The sequence below is a fragment of the Paenibacillus sp. P32E genome, assembly GCF_001909085.1.
Lineage (GTDB): Bacteria > Bacillota > Bacilli > Paenibacillales > Paenibacillaceae > Paenibacillus_AQ > Paenibacillus_AQ helianthi.
In genome coordinates this window covers 39,166-59,601 of sequence record NZ_LVYY01000008.1, presented here as the reverse complement: position 1 = coordinate 59,601, position 20,436 = coordinate 39,166, and the positions used below count along the sequence as shown (strand labels likewise).

At 50.9% G+C, this 20,436-nt stretch carries 17 protein-coding genes; 14 read left to right on the top strand and 3 right to left on the bottom strand.

Going from position 1 to position 20,436, the window contains the following annotated elements; translation table 11 throughout:
* The first annotated feature begins 48 nt into the window (after window positions 1-48).
* The 12 genes from A3848_RS09035 to A3848_RS08985 all read left to right on the top strand — a co-directional run bounded on the left by A3848_RS09035 (window position 49) and on the right by A3848_RS08985 (window position 15,126).
* Window positions 49-1,746, top strand: coding sequence for a S1C family serine protease (locus tag A3848_RS09035; protein WP_083612021.1), 1,698 nt, complete (start codon window positions 49-51; stop codon window positions 1,744-1,746).
* A 125-nt stretch (window positions 1,747-1,871) separates the two neighbouring features.
* Entirely contained in the window at window positions 1,872-2,558 is a 687-nt protein-coding gene (locus A3848_RS09030) for a response regulator transcription factor (protein WP_074084631.1), read from the top strand.
* A gap of 1 nt (window position 2,559) precedes the next feature.
* Window positions 2,560-4,011: a sensor histidine kinase gene (locus tag A3848_RS09025; RefSeq protein WP_074084630.1), complete on the top strand. Its 1,452-nt coding sequence runs from the start codon at window positions 2,560-2,562 to the stop codon at window positions 4,009-4,011.
* 59 nt (window positions 4,012-4,070) lie between these two features.
* On the top strand, window positions 4,071-5,027 hold the full coding sequence (locus A3848_RS09020) for a 4-hydroxy-3-methylbut-2-enyl diphosphate reductase (RefSeq protein ID WP_074084629.1): 957 nt from the start codon (window positions 4,071-4,073) through the stop codon (window positions 5,025-5,027).
* Window positions 5,028-5,331: 304 nt separating this feature from the next.
* Complete coding sequence (aroF, locus tag A3848_RS09015; RefSeq protein WP_074084628.1) at window positions 5,332-6,378, top strand: 3-deoxy-7-phosphoheptulonate synthase; 1,047 nt, start codon at window positions 5,332-5,334, stop codon at window positions 6,376-6,378.
* Window positions 6,379-6,659: 281 nt separating this feature from the next.
* Window positions 6,660-8,084 (top strand): type I glutamate--ammonia ligase, encoded by a 1,425-nt coding sequence (gene glnA / locus A3848_RS09010; protein WP_074084627.1) that lies wholly within the window; start codon window positions 6,660-6,662, stop codon window positions 8,082-8,084.
* 96 nt (window positions 8,085-8,180) lie between these two features.
* A complete protein-coding gene (locus A3848_RS32210) occupies window positions 8,181-8,351 on the top strand; it encodes a hypothetical protein (protein WP_178381947.1) in 171 nt (56 codons plus the stop codon).
* A 704-nt stretch (window positions 8,352-9,055) separates the two neighbouring features.
* The gene (locus A3848_RS09005; RefSeq protein ID WP_074084626.1) at window positions 9,056-11,791 is read left to right on the top strand and encodes a GH36-type glycosyl hydrolase domain-containing protein; all 2,736 of its coding nucleotides are present in this window, start codon (window positions 9,056-9,058) and stop codon (window positions 11,789-11,791) included.
* Window positions 11,792-12,068: 277 nt separating this feature from the next.
* Window positions 12,069-12,953, top strand: a complete 885-nt coding sequence (locus A3848_RS09000; RefSeq protein ID WP_074084625.1) for a hypothetical protein — start codon at window positions 12,069-12,071, stop codon at window positions 12,951-12,953.
* A gap of 105 nt (window positions 12,954-13,058) precedes the next feature.
* Window positions 13,059-14,150, top strand: coding sequence for a 3-phosphoserine/phosphohydroxythreonine transaminase (gene serC, locus A3848_RS08995; RefSeq protein ID WP_074084733.1), 1,092 nt, complete (start codon window positions 13,059-13,061; stop codon window positions 14,148-14,150).
* A 133-nt stretch (window positions 14,151-14,283) separates the two neighbouring features.
* Window positions 14,284-14,748 (top strand): tRNA (uridine(34)/cytosine(34)/5-carboxymethylaminomethyluridine(34)-2'-O)-methyltransferase TrmL, encoded by a 465-nt coding sequence (trmL, locus tag A3848_RS08990; protein WP_074084624.1) that lies wholly within the window; start codon window positions 14,284-14,286, stop codon window positions 14,746-14,748.
* A 123-nt stretch (window positions 14,749-14,871) separates the two neighbouring features.
* Window positions 14,872-15,126: an AbrB/MazE/SpoVT family DNA-binding domain-containing protein gene (locus A3848_RS08985; RefSeq protein ID WP_025706451.1), complete on the top strand. Its 255-nt coding sequence runs from the start codon at window positions 14,872-14,874 to the stop codon at window positions 15,124-15,126.
* A gap of 429 nt (window positions 15,127-15,555) precedes the next feature.
* Here the strand turns inward: A3848_RS08985 and A3848_RS08980 are convergent, their stop codons facing one another.
* Window positions 15,556-16,623 (bottom strand): phosphodiester glycosidase family protein, encoded by a 1,068-nt coding sequence (locus tag A3848_RS08980; RefSeq protein WP_074084623.1) that lies wholly within the window; start codon window positions 16,621-16,623, stop codon window positions 15,556-15,558.
* Entirely contained in the window at window positions 16,620-17,027 is a 408-nt protein-coding gene (locus tag A3848_RS08975; protein ID WP_074084622.1) for a hypothetical protein, read from the bottom strand. The genes A3848_RS08980 and A3848_RS08975 overlap by 4 nt, the downstream gene beginning before the upstream one ends.
* Before the next feature lie 281 nt (window positions 17,028-17,308).
* Between A3848_RS08975 and A3848_RS08970 the strand changes: the two genes are divergently transcribed.
* Together A3848_RS08970 and A3848_RS08965 are read left to right on the top strand one after the other, a co-directional pair.
* On the top strand, window positions 17,309-17,965 hold the full coding sequence (locus tag A3848_RS08970) for a response regulator transcription factor (protein ID WP_074084621.1): 657 nt from the start codon (window positions 17,309-17,311) through the stop codon (window positions 17,963-17,965).
* A 68-nt stretch (window positions 17,966-18,033) separates the two neighbouring features.
* Window positions 18,034-19,251, top strand: a complete 1,218-nt coding sequence (locus A3848_RS08965) for an aminotransferase-like domain-containing protein (RefSeq protein ID WP_074084620.1) — start codon at window positions 18,034-18,036, stop codon at window positions 19,249-19,251.
* Window positions 19,252-19,547: 296 nt separating this feature from the next.
* Here A3848_RS08965 and A3848_RS08960 read toward each other — a convergent pair whose 3' ends face one another.
* Complete coding sequence (locus A3848_RS08960) at window positions 19,548-20,372, bottom strand: DUF2161 family putative PD-(D/E)XK-type phosphodiesterase (protein WP_074084619.1); 825 nt, start codon at window positions 20,370-20,372, stop codon at window positions 19,548-19,550.
* Between the last annotated feature and the right edge of the window lie 64 nt (window positions 20,373-20,436).

Below are 20,436 nucleotides of genomic sequence, written 5' to 3'. Positions count from 1 at the left end.
ACAAATTAATCCTTGCCGGATACGCAAGGTGCGGGAGGAAAGAAAAACATGGACGATAACAAAAATAACTATGATCGTGAAAACAACTTTAATCGTGATAATGAACCGTCTCCGGAGCGGCAATGGGATAGCAATAGCAGCGACAATGTGAACAGCAATGATAACGGTAATATCAATAGCAATAATAATGAATCTCCTGAAACCGGATCTTCCTACTATTACTCTTACGGACCTTTCAAATCGCTGAACAAAGATGAGATGAACCCGGATGATCCGCAGCATTACAACCGCCGGGAACCGGAACGTGTAGAGGTTAATCCTCCACAGCCGGTCAGACCGGTTCCATACAGCACTTCGCTGCGGACAACCGGAATGGACGGCAACGGCGGGCGGGGTGGTAATGGAGCAGATGGAGGTAATGGCTGGCAGTACAACCGTAAGCCCAAGAAACCTGTAAAAGCGGTACTGGTATCTTTTCTCGCCGGAATGATAGTTCTCTCAGGCTCCATGTTCGCAGCAGACCGCGGCAACTGGTTCACAGGGGACCCTGTCACTACTGCGGCTGTATCCAACACTGCGGCCAAGACGGCAAATGGAAGCGTAAATGTTACACCGTCTACCACCACGACATCGCTGCTTACCGGGACAACAGATGCTTCGAGAGTGGTTGATTCCGTAGGCCCGGCCGTTGTCAAAATTGAGACCTTGGTGAAAGCAAACTCTGGCAGAAACTCTACTAATCCGAATATGAGTGATCCGTTCTCACAATTTTTCTTCGGTGATCAATTTGGCAGCAACGGCTCTTCCGGGTCGAATTCAGGATCGAATTCAGAATCCAATTCAGGTTCGAATTCTTCTTCCCAGCTTACACCTTATGGAATCGGAACAGGTTTTATCTATGATTCCTCAGGATATATTTTGACCAACCAGCATGTTGTTGACAAGGCCGATGTAATTCAGGTTACCGTTGACGGCACTACGAAGACCTATGAAGCCAAATTGCTCGGGACCAGCAAGGATCTGGATTTGGCTGTTCTGAAAATTGAAGGGAAAAACTTCCCGACGGTACAGCTGGGTGATTCGGACAGCATTAAGGTCGGCTCCGAAGTGGTAGCGATTGGTAACCCGCAGGGTTTTGACCATACCGTTACAGCGGGTGTGCTCAGCGCCAAAAACCGCAGCATTGATATCAATGAAGAAGACGGAAGCGGTACCCGTAATTATAAAAACCTTCTGCAGACGGACGCTTCCATTAACCCTGGTAACTCCGGCGGCCCGCTGCTTAACCTGAATGGCCAGGTTATCGGAATGAACGTAGCCGTAAGCACGGACTCACAAGGGATCGGATTCGCCATTGCGGTGAATACCATTAAAAATGTTGTAGACAAACTCGAAGCCAACCAGGAAATCCCTAAAGAACCGGTTCCATTCATTGGTGCTTCTCTAATGACGATTACCGATGAAGTTGCCAAACAGATGGGTACGAATATTAAAGAAGGTTCTGTCGTAGCCGACATTATCTTTAAATCGCCAGCCTATACCGCTGATCTGCGTCCTTACGATATTATTACAGGTGTTAACGGCAAGAAATATGCAACCAGCCAAGATCTGATTACCTACATCCAGACGCTCAAAGTAGGTGACAAAATCACGCTCGACGTAGTCCGTGACGGCAAAACGCTGGATCTTTCTGTAACTATTGGCAATAAAAACGACTTCAACACTACTCAAACTCAGCGCCAGTAACAGACACCGTGACGGTGCAGTGCACAGCGGAAGGGGAAACCCTTCCGCTTTTGCTGCACGGGCTGCGAACTGGTGCAATCATGTTACAATAGAGATAGACGATTTGGACAATGGGGGCTGTTTGGATGCGACCGAACATTTTAATTATTGATGACGATGAAAAGATTATTTCCATGCTGCGCCGGGGACTTGCCTTTGAAGGGTATGATGTGAAGACGGCCACAAACGGAGCCGATGGCTTGCGCGCTGTTTTGAACAGTGATCCGGATGTGGTTGTGCTGGATGTTATGATGCCTCAGGTGGATGGCTTCGAGGTCTGCCGGCGTTTGCGGGAGGGTGGCAGTACGGTTCCGGTACTCATGCTCACAGCTAAAGACGAAATTGAGCATAGGGTAAAGGGGTTGGATCTGGGAGCGGATGATTATCTGGTGAAGCCGTTTGCGCTGGAGGAGCTGCTTGCCCGTGTACGCGCATTGTTGCGCCGTAAAAGCGAGCAGGGGGGAAACACAGACCAGGCAGTATCCTACGAGGACATTACGCTGGATGTAGATTCACGTGAGGTAACCCGCGGGGGTAAACGTCTGGAACTGACAGCGAAGGAGTTCGAGCTGCTGCATCTGTTCATGCAGAATCCGAAGCGGGTGCTGTCCCGCGATCTGATCATGGATAAAATCTGGGGCTACGACTACAGCGGGGAATCCAATGTGCTTGAAGTATATATTGCCATGCTTCGCCAGAAAACCGAGGAGCACGGCGGCAAAAGACTGATTCAGACGATCCGGGGAGCCGGTTACATCCTAAGAGGTGACTAATATGTCGATACGATTGCGGCTGACTGCCTGGTATTCAGGAATTCTGGCCGTTATGCTGCTGGCCTTATCAGCCGCAATTTACGGATTTGTCTATTTTAATACGTATGGTGATTTGAAGGAGCGGCTGAAAGAACAGTCGAATCAAGTTCAATTGAAGCCGTCTTGGAACATTGATGGTACAGTGAAACTTAACCTTGTGGGAATTCAGGCACAAAGTTTGTATGCCCAGATTTACGTCTATAGTGAGAAGACATTGATTCCAAGTATCAATATGGAAAACCTCGGTCTTCAGTTCAAAATTCCCGAGCAGGATGTCGTTAAGAATCAACAGGGGTTTATACGTGCAAATTACGAGGGCAACCCTTTTCTTATCTATCAGATGTCGATTGATGTTACTACCTCAACCGGAGGGGCGCTTCCTGCTGTGCTTCAGGTGGCGGCATACACGGGTGAACAGGACCATCTAATGCAGAATTTGCAGAATATCCTTCTTGTCGGCTCCTTCGCCACCCTGATTGCAGCCTTCACGTTTGGCCTCTTCCTCGCGCGTAAAGCGATGAGTCCGATCGGCAATGTCATTGAAGCAGCCAACGGGATTCAGACGGGAACTGACCTCAGCTCGCGGATTGTTTACGATGGACCACAGGATGAGATTGGACGGCTGATCCAGACCGTCAACAGCATGCTAGGGCGGATGGAAGGCTTTTATACAGAGCTGGAGGATTCTTATGCGACTCAGCGCCGCTTTGTGTCTGATGCTTCGCATGAGCTGCGGACACCGCTGACAACGATACGAGGGAATATCGATCTGCTGCAAAAGATATGGGAGATGAACCCTGAGGAGAGCCGGATGACGGAAGCCGAGATTCGCCAGCTGTCCATTGAATCCGTGAAAGATATCGCGGACGAATCCAAACGCATGAGCCGGCTCGTGGCGGATATGCTCTCGCTGGCCCGGGCCGATACCGGACGGACCTTCGACATTGAGCCGGTAGCGCTGGAGCCGATGATGACTGAGGTGGCCCGCAGGGCTTCATTCCTGCAGCGGCAAGCCGACTGGTCCGTTGGGGATCTAAGTCAGCTGAATGGCAAATATATCGTAGGCAACAAGGATTATTTGCAGCAAATGATGTTTATTTTTATTGATAATGCCTTCAAATACACTCCTGAGGGAGAGGTTACACTGGACGCTGTTTTTTATCAGAATCAGGTGGGAATCCGTATTGCCGATACAGGGATCGGAATGGATAAGGATGAAGTTCCCCATATCTTCGACCGTTTCTATCGCGCGGATGAATCGCGGGGAATCACGGAAGGAATCGGACTCGGCTTGTCAATCGCCAAATGGATTATTGATGAGCACGGGGGTTCGGTTGAGGTGGTTACGCGCCAGGGAGAAGGTACGACTTTTGTTATCTGGCTGCCGCTTCTCTTTGCTCCGCCGCTGGAATAGGGTATAATTAGACCGGTTCTATTACAAGCAGTCAACGACAGCAGAAAGCCGGTGAATTCATGGAAGTCATCAAAATTTCTCCCCGGGGCTATTGCTATGGCGTCGTCGATGCCATGGTCATGGCACGGCAGGCCGCGCAAAATCTTGATTTGCCCCGGCCGATTTATATACTTGGCATGATTGTGCACAACAGCCATGTCACCCATTCGTTTGAGGACGATGGAATTATCACGCTGGACGGACATAACCGGCTGGATATTTTGGATAAAGTCGACAGCGGGACGGTGATTTTCACCGCTCATGGCGTATCCCCGGAAGTCCGCCGCCTGGCCCGTGCCAAAGGACTGACCACGGTCGACGCCACGTGCCCGGATGTAACGAAAACCCATGATCTCATCAAGGAGAAGGTAGACGAGGGTTATGAAATTATCTATATCGGCAAGAAAGGCCACCCGGAACCGGAGGGGGCTGTCGGGATTGCGCCTGGACATGTCCATCTGATCGAGAAGGAAGAAGAGATTTCCAGCTTGTCTATCCCTTCTTCGCGTATCGTGATTACGAATCAGACCACCATGAGCCAATGGGATATCAAGCATATCATGAAAAAGCTGCTGGAGACCTTCCCCGGGGCAGAGGTGCATAATGAGATCTGCATGGCAACTCAGGTGCGCCAGGAAGCGGTGGCGGAGCAGGCTGGACAATGCGAGCTCGTGATCGTAGTCGGCGATCCGCGCAGCAACAACTCCAACCGTCTGGCCCAAGTGTCGGAGGAGATTGCCGGGGTGCCTGCGCACCGGATTTCCGATTTGTCTGAGCTGAAGACCGAGTGGCTAAAGGGGATCACCAAGGTAGGTGTTACTTCAGGTGCGTCTACACCCACGCCGATCACTAAGGAAGTGATCAGTTACCTGGAGCAGTATGATCCAGCGCTTCCCGATACCTGGGAAATTAAGCGTACTGTGAACATGGCAAAGCTCCTGCCGCCAGTGAAGAATAAGAGTGCAAGCACGACCTGATCCAGTAGCCAAATGAACTTATACATTTTTTAGAGGGCACGCAACTTTCGGTTTCCGGGAGCTGTGTGCTCTTTGTTGTGGATGGATTTTCCTGTGTACCCTTAATTTACTTTAGGGGATTAGTGGAAACCAGCCATAATATGGACACAGTCCTGTAGATATGGCTGATTACAGATTGACTAATACAGCGGAATGAGTTAATATTACTTTAGTGCTTAAAAGCGTACACGCGTCGTAGCGAAATAGTATGTGATTTATCTTTCGAGCCGATTTAAGAATATTCATCCAAAAGGGGAGCTATAATATGATCGTCATTACATCGAATCAAACACCACAGGAGCAGGTCAACGAGATTATCGCCGTAATTGAAAAGGAAGGCCTTCAGGTTCATCTCTCACGCGGAGCGGATCATACCGTTATTGGCCTGGTGGGCGGAGTGACACCGAAGCTCGCAGAACATCTGCGTCAGATGAAAGGCGTCGAGAACGTGGTGAAGATCTCCAAATCCTACAAACTGGCCAGCCGTGATTTCCATCCGGAGGATACAATTATTGATATCCGCGGTGTAAAAATCGGCGGTGAGAATCTGGTGATCATGGGCGGACCCTGCGCTGTGGAATCCCCGGAACAGATCGACGAGATTGCCCGTCTGGTCAAGGCATCGGGCGGTCAGGTGCTGCGCGGTGGAGCCTTTAAACCACGGACGGGTCCTTACAGCTTCCAAGGTGTAGGTGTGGAAGGTCTTACGATGATGGCGGAAGCCGGCAAACGCCACGGCCTGCTGACCATCACTGAGGTGATGACACCGGAGTATGTTGATATTTGTGCGGAGCATGCGGATATTCTGCAGGTAGGCACACGCAATATGCAGAACTTTGACTTGCTGCGCAAGCTGGGAACCTGCGGACGCCCTGTGCTGCTAAAGCGCGGATTTAGTGCGACTTACGATGAATTGTTGAATGCGGCTGAATACATTCTGGCTGGCGGCAACCGCGATGTCATGCTCTGCGAGCGCGGTATCCGTACATTCGAAACGTACACACGGAATACTCTTGATCTGTCAGCGATTCCTGTACTCCAGAACCTGAGTCATCTTCCGGTTATTTCCGATCCGAGTCATGGCACAGGACGGCGTGAACTGGTTGAACCAATGGCCAAGGCATCGGTGGCTGCGGGAGCCAACGGGCTGATTATTGAGATGCATACCGATCCGGATAACTCGATGACAGGAGATGGTGTACAGTCTCTGTTCCCTGAGCAGTTCGACAAGCTGCTGAGAGACTTGGAGAAGCTGGCACCGCTTGTCGGACGCAAGTTCTCAAGTTCGCTGGAGGCGGCTCCGGTCCTTTAATAACAGAGCCTTCTAAGGATTTTCACCAGTCCTCCATCCCGCTTCCGGGCGGGTGAGAGGGCTGTTTTTGCGTATGGCGGAGTGAATGTAACATGTGATTCGACTGGGTATGCATTTTTCACCAAAGCGTCAGAATATCTTACATTGTCGTCAGAAATACCTGACATAAGCATTGACGATGTTAGGTTTGAGATTTATAATGACGACAGCAAAAAAATAAAAACAAGAACATTTGATACTGTGAGCGGCCTAATGTTCGGAACTTGGGGAGGAATTAATTCATGTCGGTTGAAAAAGTGTTGCAGACGATCAAGGAAAACAATATCGAGTGGGTGGATTTTCGGTTTGTAGATTTAGGTGGACGTGCTCACCATATCTCATTGCCTGCATCCGCTGTGGAAGAAGAGACATTTGTAAATGGTGTAGCATTTGACGGTTCTTCCATCAAAGGGTTCCGCGGTATCGAAGAATCGGACATGGTTATGATGCCTGATCCAAGTACTATATATATCGATCCTTTTACAGCTCACCCAACGCTGAATATTATGTGTGACATTTTCACACCTGATGGCGAACGTTATGAACGCGACCCGCGCGGTATCGCGGTAAAAGCAGAAGAGTTCCTGCAAACATGCGGTGTGGGTACAGCGGCTTTCTTCGCACCTGAATCCGAATTCTTTATCTTTGACGATGTACGCTACGAAAGCGGAATGAACAGCGCTTCTTTCTTCGTAGATTCTGAAGAAGCAGCATGGAACACCAACCGCAAAGACGAAGGCGGCAACATGGCATTCAAAGTAGGCGTTAAAGGCGGTTACGTGCCAGTAGCTCCAGTGGATTCCCAACAGGATATCCGCAGTGAAATGTGCCGTTTGCTCGCTGAAGCAGGCCTTGAAATCGAACGCCATCACCATGAAGTGGCAACTGCAGGCCAAGCGGAAATCAACTTCCGTTTTGACACCCTGAAGAAAACAGCTGACAATCTCCTGACTTACAAATATATTGTTCAAAACACTGCACGCCAATATGGCAAAGTAGCAACTTTCATGCCTAAACCACTGTTCGGCGACAACGGTAGCGGCATGCACGTTCATCAATCCATCTTCAACGGCAGCGAGCCTTTGTTCTACGAAAAAGGCGCATACGCGAACCTGAGTGAAATGGCGCTCCACTACATCGGTGGTATCCTGTATCATGCTCCGGCACTGATCGCACTGACTAACCCAAGCACCAACTCGTTCAAACGTCTGGTTCCTGGTTATGAAGCACCGGTTAACCTGGTTTACTCCAAAGGTAACCGCTCCGCTGCTGTCCGTATCCCGGTAGCTGCTGTAACACCTAAGGGCTGTCGTATTGAATTCCGTACACCTGACTCCACTGCTAACCCTTACCTGGCTTTCTCGGCTATGCTGATGGCGGGTCTGGACGGAATCAAGAAGAAGATCAACCCTGAAGAAATGGGCTACGGTCCACTGGACAAGAACATCTACGAATTGTCTGATGCCGACAAAGAGAAGATCCGCAGCGTTCCAGGCAGCCTGAACGAAGCGCTTGACGCTTTGGAAGCTGACTACGAATTCCTGACTGAAGGCGGCGTATTCACTAAAGACTTTATCGACAACTATATCGCTCTGAAACGTGGAGAAGCACAAGAGGTTGCTATCCGTGTTCATCCGCATGAATACTCCCTGTACTTTGATGTATAAGATCGCATAACTATATAGTAAATCAAGAAGCCTCCGGGAAACCGGGGGCTTTTTGATGTACAGGAAAATCTCGCCATAAACGGGCCAGCGGGCAGAATGGGAGGTAGAAATACCTCTGATCTCGCCGTGAACGGGCCAGCGGGCAGAATGAGAGGTAGAAATACCTCTGATCCCGCCGTGAACGGGCCAGCGGGCAGAATGAGAGGTAGAAATACCTCTGATCTCGCCGTGAACGGCCAGCGGGCTAGCGGGCAGAATGTGAGTTAGGAATACACTTGATTTAGGAGCAATGCCTTTACCTGCGGCAATGAGATGCTGGATTCACCCGTTAGGGTGAGTTTGTTCTTCATAAGAAGAGATGCCAGTAGTGGGCAAACCAAAGATGTGGGGAATTGGAGCTGCAGTATGAACATGAAGGCGCTGAGCGACTCTCTATTGGCTTTACAGCGGCGCAGTGGTGCAATTATGAAGCAAAGGCTTTGAGGCCGTAGCGAGGGCGTCAGCGGCTTCTGGAATCACACCGGGGGCTTCGAGGAATGTGTGAATCCGATACGTTTTCAATCTCTCTGTAGAGAAGAGGGGAGTTAGCTTGGGCAGTTACATGATCAAAGGCGCTGGAACAGAAGATTAGTTTCTGTTTTCGGGATTTTTCGTAAAATCCACCCGTGAAAGTCCATAACTTTCATCTAATAATTTGGGTTACGCTTACATAGAAACGGTTTACATGTGATTAATGAAAATTTTACTAATTACTTACTCGGGAAATAGCCTTTTTCATTCAGTAGATGACTATTTACGAAAATGGTTTCGCTTATCTGGACTACACACGTGATATGGAGTATACCTGTGTTGTAAGGGGCTTTATAGAAATAATTGATGCCGTAGAAATAACTTTACAAAGAAATCCTACGGTGTAATAATAAAAATCGAAACCGGTTTCTGTAATATGAGCGGTAGAAAGGATGAATTCAATGAATCAAAAGGGAACGGGATGGATTTTTAACGGGAATAATGGGGATTTCAGTCTGAAGCAGCCAGACCGCAGCAGCTTTTTATATTTTCCTCTGGTGAATGAGGGGGGCATGATGTCTTCCGTCAGCCCTAAGCTTCACGGTCAGGTCACTTCGGGCCATAATACCTTTCTGACACCCCCCTTGTCGGTGGAGGACCTGCATAACTCACGAGCTTCCCGCAATTTCTGGGTCTATGTGGAAGGTAAAGGCGCCTGGTCAGCAGCAGGGAATTCCGCCCGGCAAAATGCCAAGATGTATGGTGATGAAGCTGACAATGCCGTATTGGAAGCCGGATTGCTGTGGCACCGCGTGACCCGTGAGAGCCGGGAGTTAGGGATCAGGGCAGTAATCACCAGTTATGTACCGGCGGGTAACGATAAAGTGGAGCTTATGAAGGTTGTGCTCACTAATTCCTCGGCAGAGGAAACCATGATAACGCCGACAGCGGCGGTTCCATTGTATGCGCGTTCAGCGGACGATCTGCGCGACCATCGACATGTCACTTCACTGCTGAACCGGATTTATACCTCAGCGCATGGCGTTGAAGTACAACCGGCTCTTTCTTTCGATGAGCGTGGGCACCGGGTCAATCACACCTCTTATGGGGTGTTTGGGGCCGTAGAAGGCGGAGGGCAGCCCGTTGGATTCTTCCCGGTACAGGAGGAATTCATCGGTGAAGGCGGGAGTTTGGATTGGCCGGAAGCGGTGGTAATGAATCTGGAACCGCAAGTCGGAGCAGGTGGAGGTGTGCATAAGGAAGGCTACGAAGCGCTTGGAGGGCTGCGGTTTGCCACGGTAGCTTTACAGCCAGGCCAGAGTATTTCTTATGTGGTTTTGCTGGCCATTGGCAATGATAGAATCGATATTTCGGCGTTGATGGAGAAATACGGCTCCATCGATGCTTTTGATAATAGACTTCAGGAAAATAAATCGTTCTGGGCGGATAAGGTGAATACGGTGGAGTTCCATACCAGCGACCCGGCTGCGGACCAGTGGATGAAATGGGTCACACTGCAGCCGGTGCTGCGCAGACTTTATGGCAATTCTTTTTTACCGTATCATGATTATGGGCGGGGTGGACGTGGTTGGCGTGATCTCTGGCAAGATTGTCTGGCGCTGCTGATCATGGAACCGGCAGATGTCCGCAGTCTGCTGCTGAATAACTATGCCGGTGTGAGAATTGACGGCAGCAATGCAACGATTATCGGCCAGCAGCCGGGTGAGTTCATTGCCGACCGAAACAATATTCCGCGCGTGTGGATGGACCACGGGGCTTGGCCGTTCCTAACAACCATGCTGTATCTGGATCAGAGCGGAGATCTGGACTTCCTGTTTGAGCAGCAGAGCTATTTCCGTGATTCGTTCATGGCCCGCTGCAGGGAGCGCGATGCTTCCTGGGATGTGTCCGCTGGCAGTACGCTTCAAACCATGAACGGAGAGCAATATTCGGGGACGATCCTGGAGCATATTCTGCTACAGAATCTGGTTCCGTTCTTCAACGTGGGCGAACACAACAATATTCTGTTGGAAGGCGCTGACTGGAATGACGGGCTTGATATGGCGGCACAGCGTGGTGAGAGTGTCACCTTCACTTCCTTCTACGCCAGTAATCTGCTGGATCTCTCCCGTTTGCTGCGCACGCTGAAAGAGTATAAAGGGCTTGAAATGCTGGAGTTGGCAGAAGAAATAACGCTGCTGTTGGATTCATTGCATGAAGCGGTGGATTATGAGTCCGTATCTGCCAAGCTTGCGCTCCTCGACCGGTACTATGCTGCTGCACCCAACAAGGTGAGCGGCAGACGTGCAGAGCTTGCTGTGGAAAAGGTGGCGGATGATCTGGCTCATAAAGCAGAGTGGATATTCGAACATCTGCGCCGGAGCGAGTGGATACAGAGCGGACAAGGAGACGGCTGGTTCAATGGTTATTATAATAATGACAGCGAACGTGTCGAGGGAGAATTCGAAAGCAATGTCCGAATGACACTGACGGGGCAGGTGTTCCCGCTCCTCGGTCATGCGGCCTCACCTGAGCAGATTCCGCAGATCATTGCAGCTGTGGAGCGCAATCTGTATGATGAGAAAATCGGGTACCGGCTGAATTCGAACTTTGGCGGCATTCAGCAGAATTTGGGCCGTGCATTCGGGTTTGCTTTTGGGCACAAAGAGAACGGAGCTATGTTCAGCCATATGACAGTGATGTACGGGAACGCACTTTATAAGCGCGGCTATGTTAAAGAAGGACGCAAGGTGCTGGATTCACTGTACAGCCTGAGTGCTAATTTCGAACTCAGCCGGATGTACCCCGGCATTCCCGAGTACATTAATGAACAGGGCAGAGGGATGTACACGTATTTGACCGGCTCCGCAAGCTGGATGCTGCTGACTATGGTGACCGAGGTGTTCGGCGTCAAAGGCAAACTGGGTGATCTGCTTCTTCAGCCCAAGCTGATGAAAGAGCAGTTCGATAAGGAAGACCAGGCGTCGATCAAGACAATATTCGCGGAACGTGTGCTGGAGGTCGTCTATGTGTCCTCAAACCGCGCAGATTACGGAGAGTACCAAATACATTCGGTTATGCTCAACGGCGCTGAGGTGACGCTTCAGCGCGTGTCAGAGGGTGTCGTCATTCCCCGCAGCCTGCTGACGGCCTTGCCGGAAGGAGAGATTCACCTCCTGCGGGTGGAACTAGTCTAGCAGGATAAATAGAAGAAGCGCCAGGTTGCCCGGATATCCGGCGGCAGGCGCTTTTTTCCTGAAAGATAAGTAATTATATGTTTCACGATATAAATTATCCTACTCTTTCTCGTTGAAACGGATGCCTCCCTTATACGGACGGCGTAGCCGTTTCCACTTGAATACACAGACCTTGGCGAGATACATAACCAAAATAAGCTGTATTCTTGATGAAAGTTATGGTTAATTAGAATGTGTTAAGAAGAGAATAGCAGTTGTGGAAAGGAAGGGTTCACAGATGGCTTACAGCCTCACAAATGGCATTCTAAAGGTGGATATTGCCGATGTCGGAGAGTATAGCGGTACTCGCTTCGATTGGACCGGATTTATTACAGGAGTGACTTTACTGCAGGGGCAGCATACCTTTGGCGTACCGGAGAGCCTGGTTCCAGGTCAAGGAAGCGGCGGTATGGGCTTCTGTAATGAGTTCGGCATTTCCCGGGCAATTGGTTATGAGGAAGCAGCGGTTGGCGAGTGGTTTCCGAAGCTCGGAGTTGGGCTGCTGCAGAAGGTAAGCGATGCGCCATACGATTTTTTCGGGAGCTATCCTCTGATTCCTTTTGAGGTCAAAGAGGAACGGAGCGCGGTGTCTGTTACATATACCGTTCAGCCTATGGAGTGCAGGGGGTACAGCATGCTTTTGAGCAAGACTATTCTGCTGCAACAAGACCGGCTGAACATTCACTACACGCTGGAGAACAAGGGAGACAAACCTCTGCATACCGAAGAGTATATCCATAACTTTGTGGGGATTAACGGTGCAAATGTCGGACCGGACTACGAGCTTAGAATCCCGGCCGGACTGAGAGTGGAAGATCCGGAATCGTCGTATACGGCAGAGCTGCTGGCGGTATCGGGCAATACCCTCAGCTGGAGGGCAGAGCCTGACCGTTCATTCTACTGCAAGCTGGCAGGCCAGGAGCAAGGGGAGGCCGACTGCTTCTGGGAACTGCGGTATTCCCCGGGTGGGGTCGCTGTGAAGGAGAGTGGAGATTTCACAGCTGAGCGGATGGCGCTGTGGGGTGAAAAACATGTAATTTCTCCCGAGGTTTTTGCGGACATCAGTATTTTACCGCGTCACAGCAAGCATTGGAGCCGCAGCTTCCAATTTTTCAACTTCTAATGCATGCGATCTTCCCTCCTATGTGAATAATTATACTTGATGGTGTGTGAGATTATTGCTATCATAGCGATATCCATATTCATAGGAGAGAAAGGGTGGGGAGCAATTTTGAACAAGAGAGCATACAATTTTAACGCAGGTCCGGCGGCACTGCCGCTTACAGTACTTGAACGCGCACAAGCGGAGTTTGTTGATTTCCGGGAAAGCGGAATGTCCATTATGGAGATGTCGCACCGCGGGGCAATATACGAATCCGTGCATAATGAAGCGCAGGAACGTCTGCTTTCGCTCCTCGGCAATCCTAAAGGCTACAAGGTTCTGTTCATTCAAGGTGGAGCAAGCACACAGTTCGCCATGATCCCGATGAACTTTATCTCTGAAGGTCAGGTAGGCAGCTATGTTATGACAGGAAGCTGGGCGGAGAAGGCTTTCAAGGAAGCGAAGCTTGTTGGGGGCGCACATGTCGCCGCTTCTTCCGAAGACAAGAAGTTCCTGGCCATTCCAGAGCTGAGCAGCATCAAGGCAGCAGACAATGCAGCTTATCTGCACATTACGTCGAATGAGACGATTGAAGGTACGCAGTATGCGGAGTATCCGGATGCCGGTTCCATTCCACTGATCGCGGATATGTCCAGTGACATTCTCAGCCGTTCCTTTGACGTGAATCAATTCGGGCTGATCTATGCCGGTGCGCAGAAAAATCTTGGACCTTCCGGTGTAACCGTAGTGATTGTTAAGGAAGAGCTGATTGCCAAGTCTCCTTCGAACATTCCAACGATCCTGCGTTATGATACACACTCGAAGAACAACTCTTTGTACAATACACCACCATCATTCTCTGTATATATGGTTAACGAAGTGTTAAAATGGATTGAGGAGCAAGGCGGGCTGGCCGGCATTGAAGTCAAGAACCGCGATAAAGCAGGCCTGCTGTATGACCATATCGATGGCAGCGACGGTTTCTACCGTGGAGTTGCAGAAGCAGGCAGCCGTTCCATTATGAACGTTACCTTCCGGATGCAGTCAGAAGAGCTGGAGAAGCAATTTGTCAAAGCAGCCGAGCAGGAAGGTTTTGTTGGGCTGAAGGGACACCGCAGTGTTGGGGGCTTACGCGCTTCCATATACAACGCAGTTCCTTACGAGAGCGTAAAGGCGCTATCCGATTTCATGAAGCATTTCCGGCAAACTCAAGGTTAATGAATGCAAATTTTGCGGCCTTCCGCCAACAGGCGGAAGGTTTTCTGCTTTGAAATAGTCCCATTACCCGGCCGCCATGCCTCCTACACACACCAATAGGCCGTTGAGCCTGCAGAGAGGAAGTTCATACCTTATGGCATTACACATTGTGCTGGTGGAGCCGGAGATCCCGGCCAACACCGGCAATATCGCCCGTACCTGTGCAGCTACAGGCACCCACCTTCATCTGGTGCGTCCGCTCGGCTTCCGTACAGACGATGCCACGTTAAAGCGTGCCGGCCTGGATTATTGGCATGCGGTGCACATCGAATATCATGACTCCTTTGCGGAAGTGCTGGAAAAGTATGCAGATGGTCGTTTCTTTTATGCCACAACGAAGGCGGACAAGCGCTACAGCGATTTCACGTTCCGGGATGGGGATTTTTTTGTATTCGGCAAGGAAACCAAAGGCTTGTCTCCGGAGATTCTGGAAGCTGGCAAGGAAACCGTCATGCGTATGCCGATGAGTGAAGCGGTAAGATCGTTGAACTTATCGAATTCAGCGGCAATTATTGTCTATGAAGCACTGCGGCAGATGGATTTTCCGCAACTGTTCTAAAAGAAAACATGATTTTTTAATTTTTTCAGCAGGATTCGACATTTTGATAACGAAATAGTTGAATAGTGCCGAAATAAGTAGTAGCTACTAATTTTTAGTTGAACAGGAGAGTGTAAGTTAGATATGAAACCTGCTGGCGTAGTTCGAAAAGTAGATCAGCTGGGTAGAATTGTTCTGCCTAAGTCCCTGCGTAAAAGGTATCAAATGAATGAAGGTGATCCTGTAGAAATCCTGGTGCAAGGCGACCATATCATTCTGGAGCGTTACCGTCCCAAATGTGTCTTTTGCGGATCGATGGAAGGCGTAAGCGAATATAAGGATCGTTATATTTGTGCTGATTGCCTGACGGAAATGACCCAATTGCCAAGACACGCCTAGATCAGAACGGACATTTCAGTAGAATGTGCAAGAGGCAACATGTACATAGAAAAGGCATCAAATTGCGCCTCTTGCGGGAACACCCACTCCAGACGTTGCTTCAAAAGTGGGCTGCAGCCAAGCGGCGACTGCTGTACTGACCAAGGACCCTGACCGTCCCTAAGGGATAGAAGGGATTGTTCCCCCAAAAAAAGCGCCGCACATTTGTGCGGCGCTTTTTTTTACAGGCCATTGGTCTTGTCATCGTTGTACGAAGCAGTAAGGATACCGGCAAGAAACAACAGGAACACAAGGGTGATAATCCAGAAAGTCAGAGAAAACGACATGCGTGCACCTCCGTGAGTGACTGTATTCGTTTTCCTAATTATAACCCCCAGTCTTCCAAAAATAAACGTAAATGTGATCTGCCTCATTGACATTACATAATATTTATCTAAAGAAGAGGAAGTTAGTAGGAACCTTGCGCAGGTTTCCATCCGACGGCCGGTTAATGACCCGTCCATTGAAAATCAACGAGGAGGATCCGCCGCCATCCAGATTGTAGGCATCAATGACGCCCATGCTCCATAGCTTGTTCTGAAGCTCCGCCAGAGTCGCTCCGGAGTTGCCATTTTCATTATAGCCGTCAGCTACCATGATCAGCATCTGGTCATCCTTATACTTGCCAATAACCGTGCGGGGGGCACGTTTGGGAGACAACTGCCATTTGGATGGAATGGGCATCTTGTTGCTGTTCTTCAGCAGGACCGGGACAAAAGTGGCGCCGAAGACCGGACGCAATTGGTCCAGCTGGGTCCTGCTATAGAATTGGCCGCCGATCAGCTGGCCGGATGCGTTCAGACCCACAAAGCTGAGATCCTTATAGCTGGATTCGAAGCCGTATAAGTACTGACCGCCGACGACCGTTGTGGAGAGCGGGTAGCGCTTGCCGTCCTGGTCAGCAAAGCCTCCGGCGTTGATGCCGGCAGTCGCACCATAGCGGTTCACGGCCTGCATTGTCGTTTCTGCTGCACCTTTGCCGTCACCGGCCAGACTCATTTTCATGGCGGTAGGGTCTTTAAGTTTTACTTTTAAAGCGTAGGCTGTATAGTTGCCGGGGTTCAGCCGGTAGAGTTCAATCGTAATCCGGTTGCTTTGCACGACATCGGCAGGAATCCCCAGCCTGGAGGTAATCCGGCGGTTGTAGATCTGTTCCGGCCGCGGGGTTTGGGACTTGGCCATGTGAACCAGCGCATTCATGGCATTTGTAGTCTGATTATACAGCTTCGCACTGGCACCGATGGAATGTATGGTAGTTGAGGCCGATGCTTGAGCGGCGGTTAAATCAGTCAGCAGCGCGGCCGTTTCCTTGACGGGTCCGGGTTCCGCAGTGAACTTTCCTGTACCCAGGTTCAGTTCAAGAGGTGGCTGATACCACCATAAACAGAGGAGCAAGCCGAAAAATGGCGCGGTCAGAAGCATGAAAAAACGGTTAACTCGTTTAACCGGTGTCATCATTTCAACAGATCCATTTCTTTTTGCAGTGCAGCCAGCTGTTTGCGCACCTCGTTCAACTGGGTGTACAGCTTGTTGCTGTTATCTGTTTTGTTGTTGGCATTATCTTTGGTGAAGGTAAGAAGTTCGTTAAAGGTCTGCACAGTGTTCTGCAAATCCTTTACTTGCTGGGATATAACGTCAATTCGCGACTCGTAATCGGTCTTCAAAACGGTAAGCTGTTGCTGGCTTTGGGTGCCGAGTTCGCTCAGCACTTGTTCCTTAAGATGGTTGGTGTAGCTGTACACGGCGTAAAATCCCAGTCCGATCATCAAAATCCAGAACAGTAAAAACCATTTTACGGAAGATCGGCTTCTCGCTGCAGTAGAGCGCGAGTGTATCGGCGTCGATTCCGCTAGCGGTTGCATGTGATCACCTCAGGCAAATTTTTTTCAAGTTCTCATTCTATCAGACTTTTACTATTTTCGCAAAAGTGAAAAGGCTTATGAAAACATGAAAAAGTAATTGCACTCTATTAAACTACTGCGATACAATTTCTATAGATTGGAAGTTATGAGGGGCGTATTCAAGGGAAAAGAAGGGAATATTGATAAGACATCAGGTAGCCTTGCTTACGTACCGACAGGAAACGCTATGGCGCTTCCCTTTCTGGGTAAATATATATAGTTAGCAGGAGGACTGGGCATTAATGATGAAGGTGTGGCGGGTGGTCATCGTGGGGTGTCATCCCACAAGTATGCTGGGAACAAAATTAATTTTGGAGGAAGAACAAGAGATTGAGGTTGTGGGCATGTTCTCCACATGGAACGAGGCAGTCTACACAGTACAACAACAGCAGCCGGATTTGGTGCTGACCGATTATGAAATGCCGGAGGGCAAGGTCGAGGGTGCGCTGGTAGAGATGAAGCAGAGCTCGAAAGGCACCCATTTCATTATCATGACGGAGGAAGAGGACAGCGACCTGTTCCAGCCGCTCATGGAGCTGGGTGCCAGCGGCGTGTTATCCAAGGGGGCTTCTCCAAGGCAACTGCTGCAAATGATAGGCGGGCTGCGTGAAGGATTTCTCTCCATTCCGCTGAACTGGGTGGAGAAAGGGCTTCGGCCGATGACAACATCCCGGGGTCTGGATGGGCTGCTACAGCTGACCCAGACGGAGACGTTCATCATGGAACGGATTGTTCAGGGAATTACATACGATAAAATTGCTCTTGAAATTGAAGTCAGCCGCCGTTCGATTGATAATTATTTGAGGAAAATATATGTGAAGCTGGAGGTCTCTACAAGAGCACAGGCGATTGAGAAGTTCGCTCTTTTCTCCAGACAAAACAAGCAAATGTACGCATAACCCAAGCATGACGACATATTGCAGGCCCGGAAGGAATATTCTTGGTACCAGGGAGAAGGGGGGAGCATATGAAATATGAGTTTTCTGCCCGCGCACATACATTGAACTCATCACCACTGCTGAGCATTCGTACAGAGACACGCAGGGGTACGTTGATTTCACTGGCCGAAGAACTGCCGGCCGAAGAATTGTTTCCATTGTCTCTGCTGGCCGAAGCAGCTTCCACAGTGATCTCGGATGATGCTGGAGCGCTGCAATATGGCGATCCTGAAGGGTATGCACCGCTTCGTGAATGGTTAACCGGAGACTGGCTGAAGGCCAAGGGTGTGAGTGTTGCCGAAGGCGGAGTTCTTCTGACAACGGGAAGCCAACAAGCGATTGATCTGTTGTCCAGGGTCTATATTGATCCGGGAGACCGCGTACTGGTGGAGAACCCGACATCTCCGGGAATTCTGCAGGTATTGCGGATGCAGGGTGCGGTGATTATTCCAGTCCGTGGTGACCGGGACGGGCTGCTGCCGGAGCATCTGCGGACACAAATCCGCCTGCATCGGCCTAAGATGCTGTTCGCTACGCCGAGCTTTACGAATCCGAGCGGAATGTTATGGAGCCTGGCTAGACGCAAGGAAGTGCTGGAGTTGTGTACCTCTCATAACCTGCTAATCGTTGAGGATGATTCTTATGGTGATCTTCATTTTCAGAGGTATAGCGAACATCCTTCAGTGAAGTATCCGTCGCTGTACGCGCTTGAGAATGTCAGTGAGGGTGGCCATGTGCTCTACATTGGCTCCTTCAGCAAGACCGTTGCACCTGCCCTGCGGACGGGCTGGGCGGCAGGCAGCCGTGAGCTGATCGGAATGATGGCTGCCGCGAAGCAAATGGCCGATTGGCAGTCCAGCTCGCTGAACCAGCGGCTGCTGCATCATCTGCTGGATGTGACCGCTTTTGACCTGCGCGAGCATATTACACTGTTGAACCGCGAATACAACACTCGTCTGAAGCTGATGGCGGAGCTGCTCAAGCGTCCTGCATGGAAGAGCAGCAGCTATGATCTGCCTGCTGGCGGCATGTTCCTGTGGGTGACGCTGCCGGAGGGCTTGGATGCGATGGCACTCCTGAAGGCTTCGCTGGCTAAAGGCGTGGCCTTTCTGCCCGGCCCGCTGTGCAGTGTCAGTGGGGGGCACGGATATATCCGTCTCAACTTCAGCCATCCCGGACGGGATGAGCTGCTGCTGGGCATGAACCTGATGAGCGAGGCAGTGACCGAGTTTACGGCCCGGAGCTGATTGGGGAAAGCTGGGAATAGGGATGCCATTGCTTGTACCGGCTTTTGCAGATGGTCGAGGGATATGGAACTGCCATAGGCACCTGGGATGAGGTGAATTCCCTGCTGCCTGTGCGTAAAGGAGTGGCGTACAGGCTGGGAATGTAGGTGCGCTGCAGCTGGAAATTCAGTAAGCCTGGACAAAAGAATAAAGCGGGAGAGCGCTTCCGCTGCCCAAAACAAAAAGGCGATCCTGATTAGACGCCTTTTTGTTTTGGCGTGCCTGAGGCACGCATTTTCCTACAAAAGTGGGCAGACTTACAGCTTGCCCGCGCTGATCTCTGCGATCGCGGCATATTCGATCAATGCCGCGGTTCCGGCGGCCGTGAGCGTGTAGCGGCCGCGCCCCACCCGGAAGAACCACCCGTAGTAGTTCTTCTGCAGGAACGCGGCGGCGCCCGGCACGCCGCTTCTCTTGCGCAGCTCGGCGGGGGTCACGCCGAGCGGTGCCTCCGCCCGGCTGTGCGCAGCCGCCGGGTCTACCCCTGGCACGCCGCTCCGCGCAGCGCGCCTTGCCCCGGCGAGGCCGGCCGCATGAGCGGCTTCGGCCTCGGCCGCCTGCAGCGCGAGGGCCACGCGCAGCGCCTTCTCGCGGTAGGCTGTCACGAGCTTGACGCGCGTGCTGCCGCCGGTGTTGTAGTCCCCGCTGCGCTCGCGGAACTCATAGAGCAGCCGCTCGCGCCGGCGTGCGCCGCTGCGGACCTGCGGCGGCGCGTCGCCCGGCTCCGCGAGCACCTCGACCAGCGGAGCCTTGGTCTTGTAGAAGACCACGGTGATCAGCCCGAGGCCGAGGCGGCGGCATAGCCCGGTAAGCTCGCCCCAGCGCTGGTTCACCGCGCCTTTTTTGTCCCGCACGCGTTCTACCGCGAGGTAGACGTTGGGACTGAGCCGGAGTCGTTCAACCCCCTGCAGCAGCAGGGCGAGGTTGAATGATTTTTTCATCTCCACAATCAGTGGCAGCTCCTCATCCTCCCGCAGGCCCACCAGATCGCAGGTCCGCACCTCGCCTTTGATGGCATACCCCTGCTTCTCAAAAAAACTCTTCAACGGAGCATACAGCTCCGTTTCATGCTTAACCGCCATAGTTGTCACTCCTGCGCCCTATTTTACAGGAATATGCATTTTCCTGGTTTATTAACGATTCTCT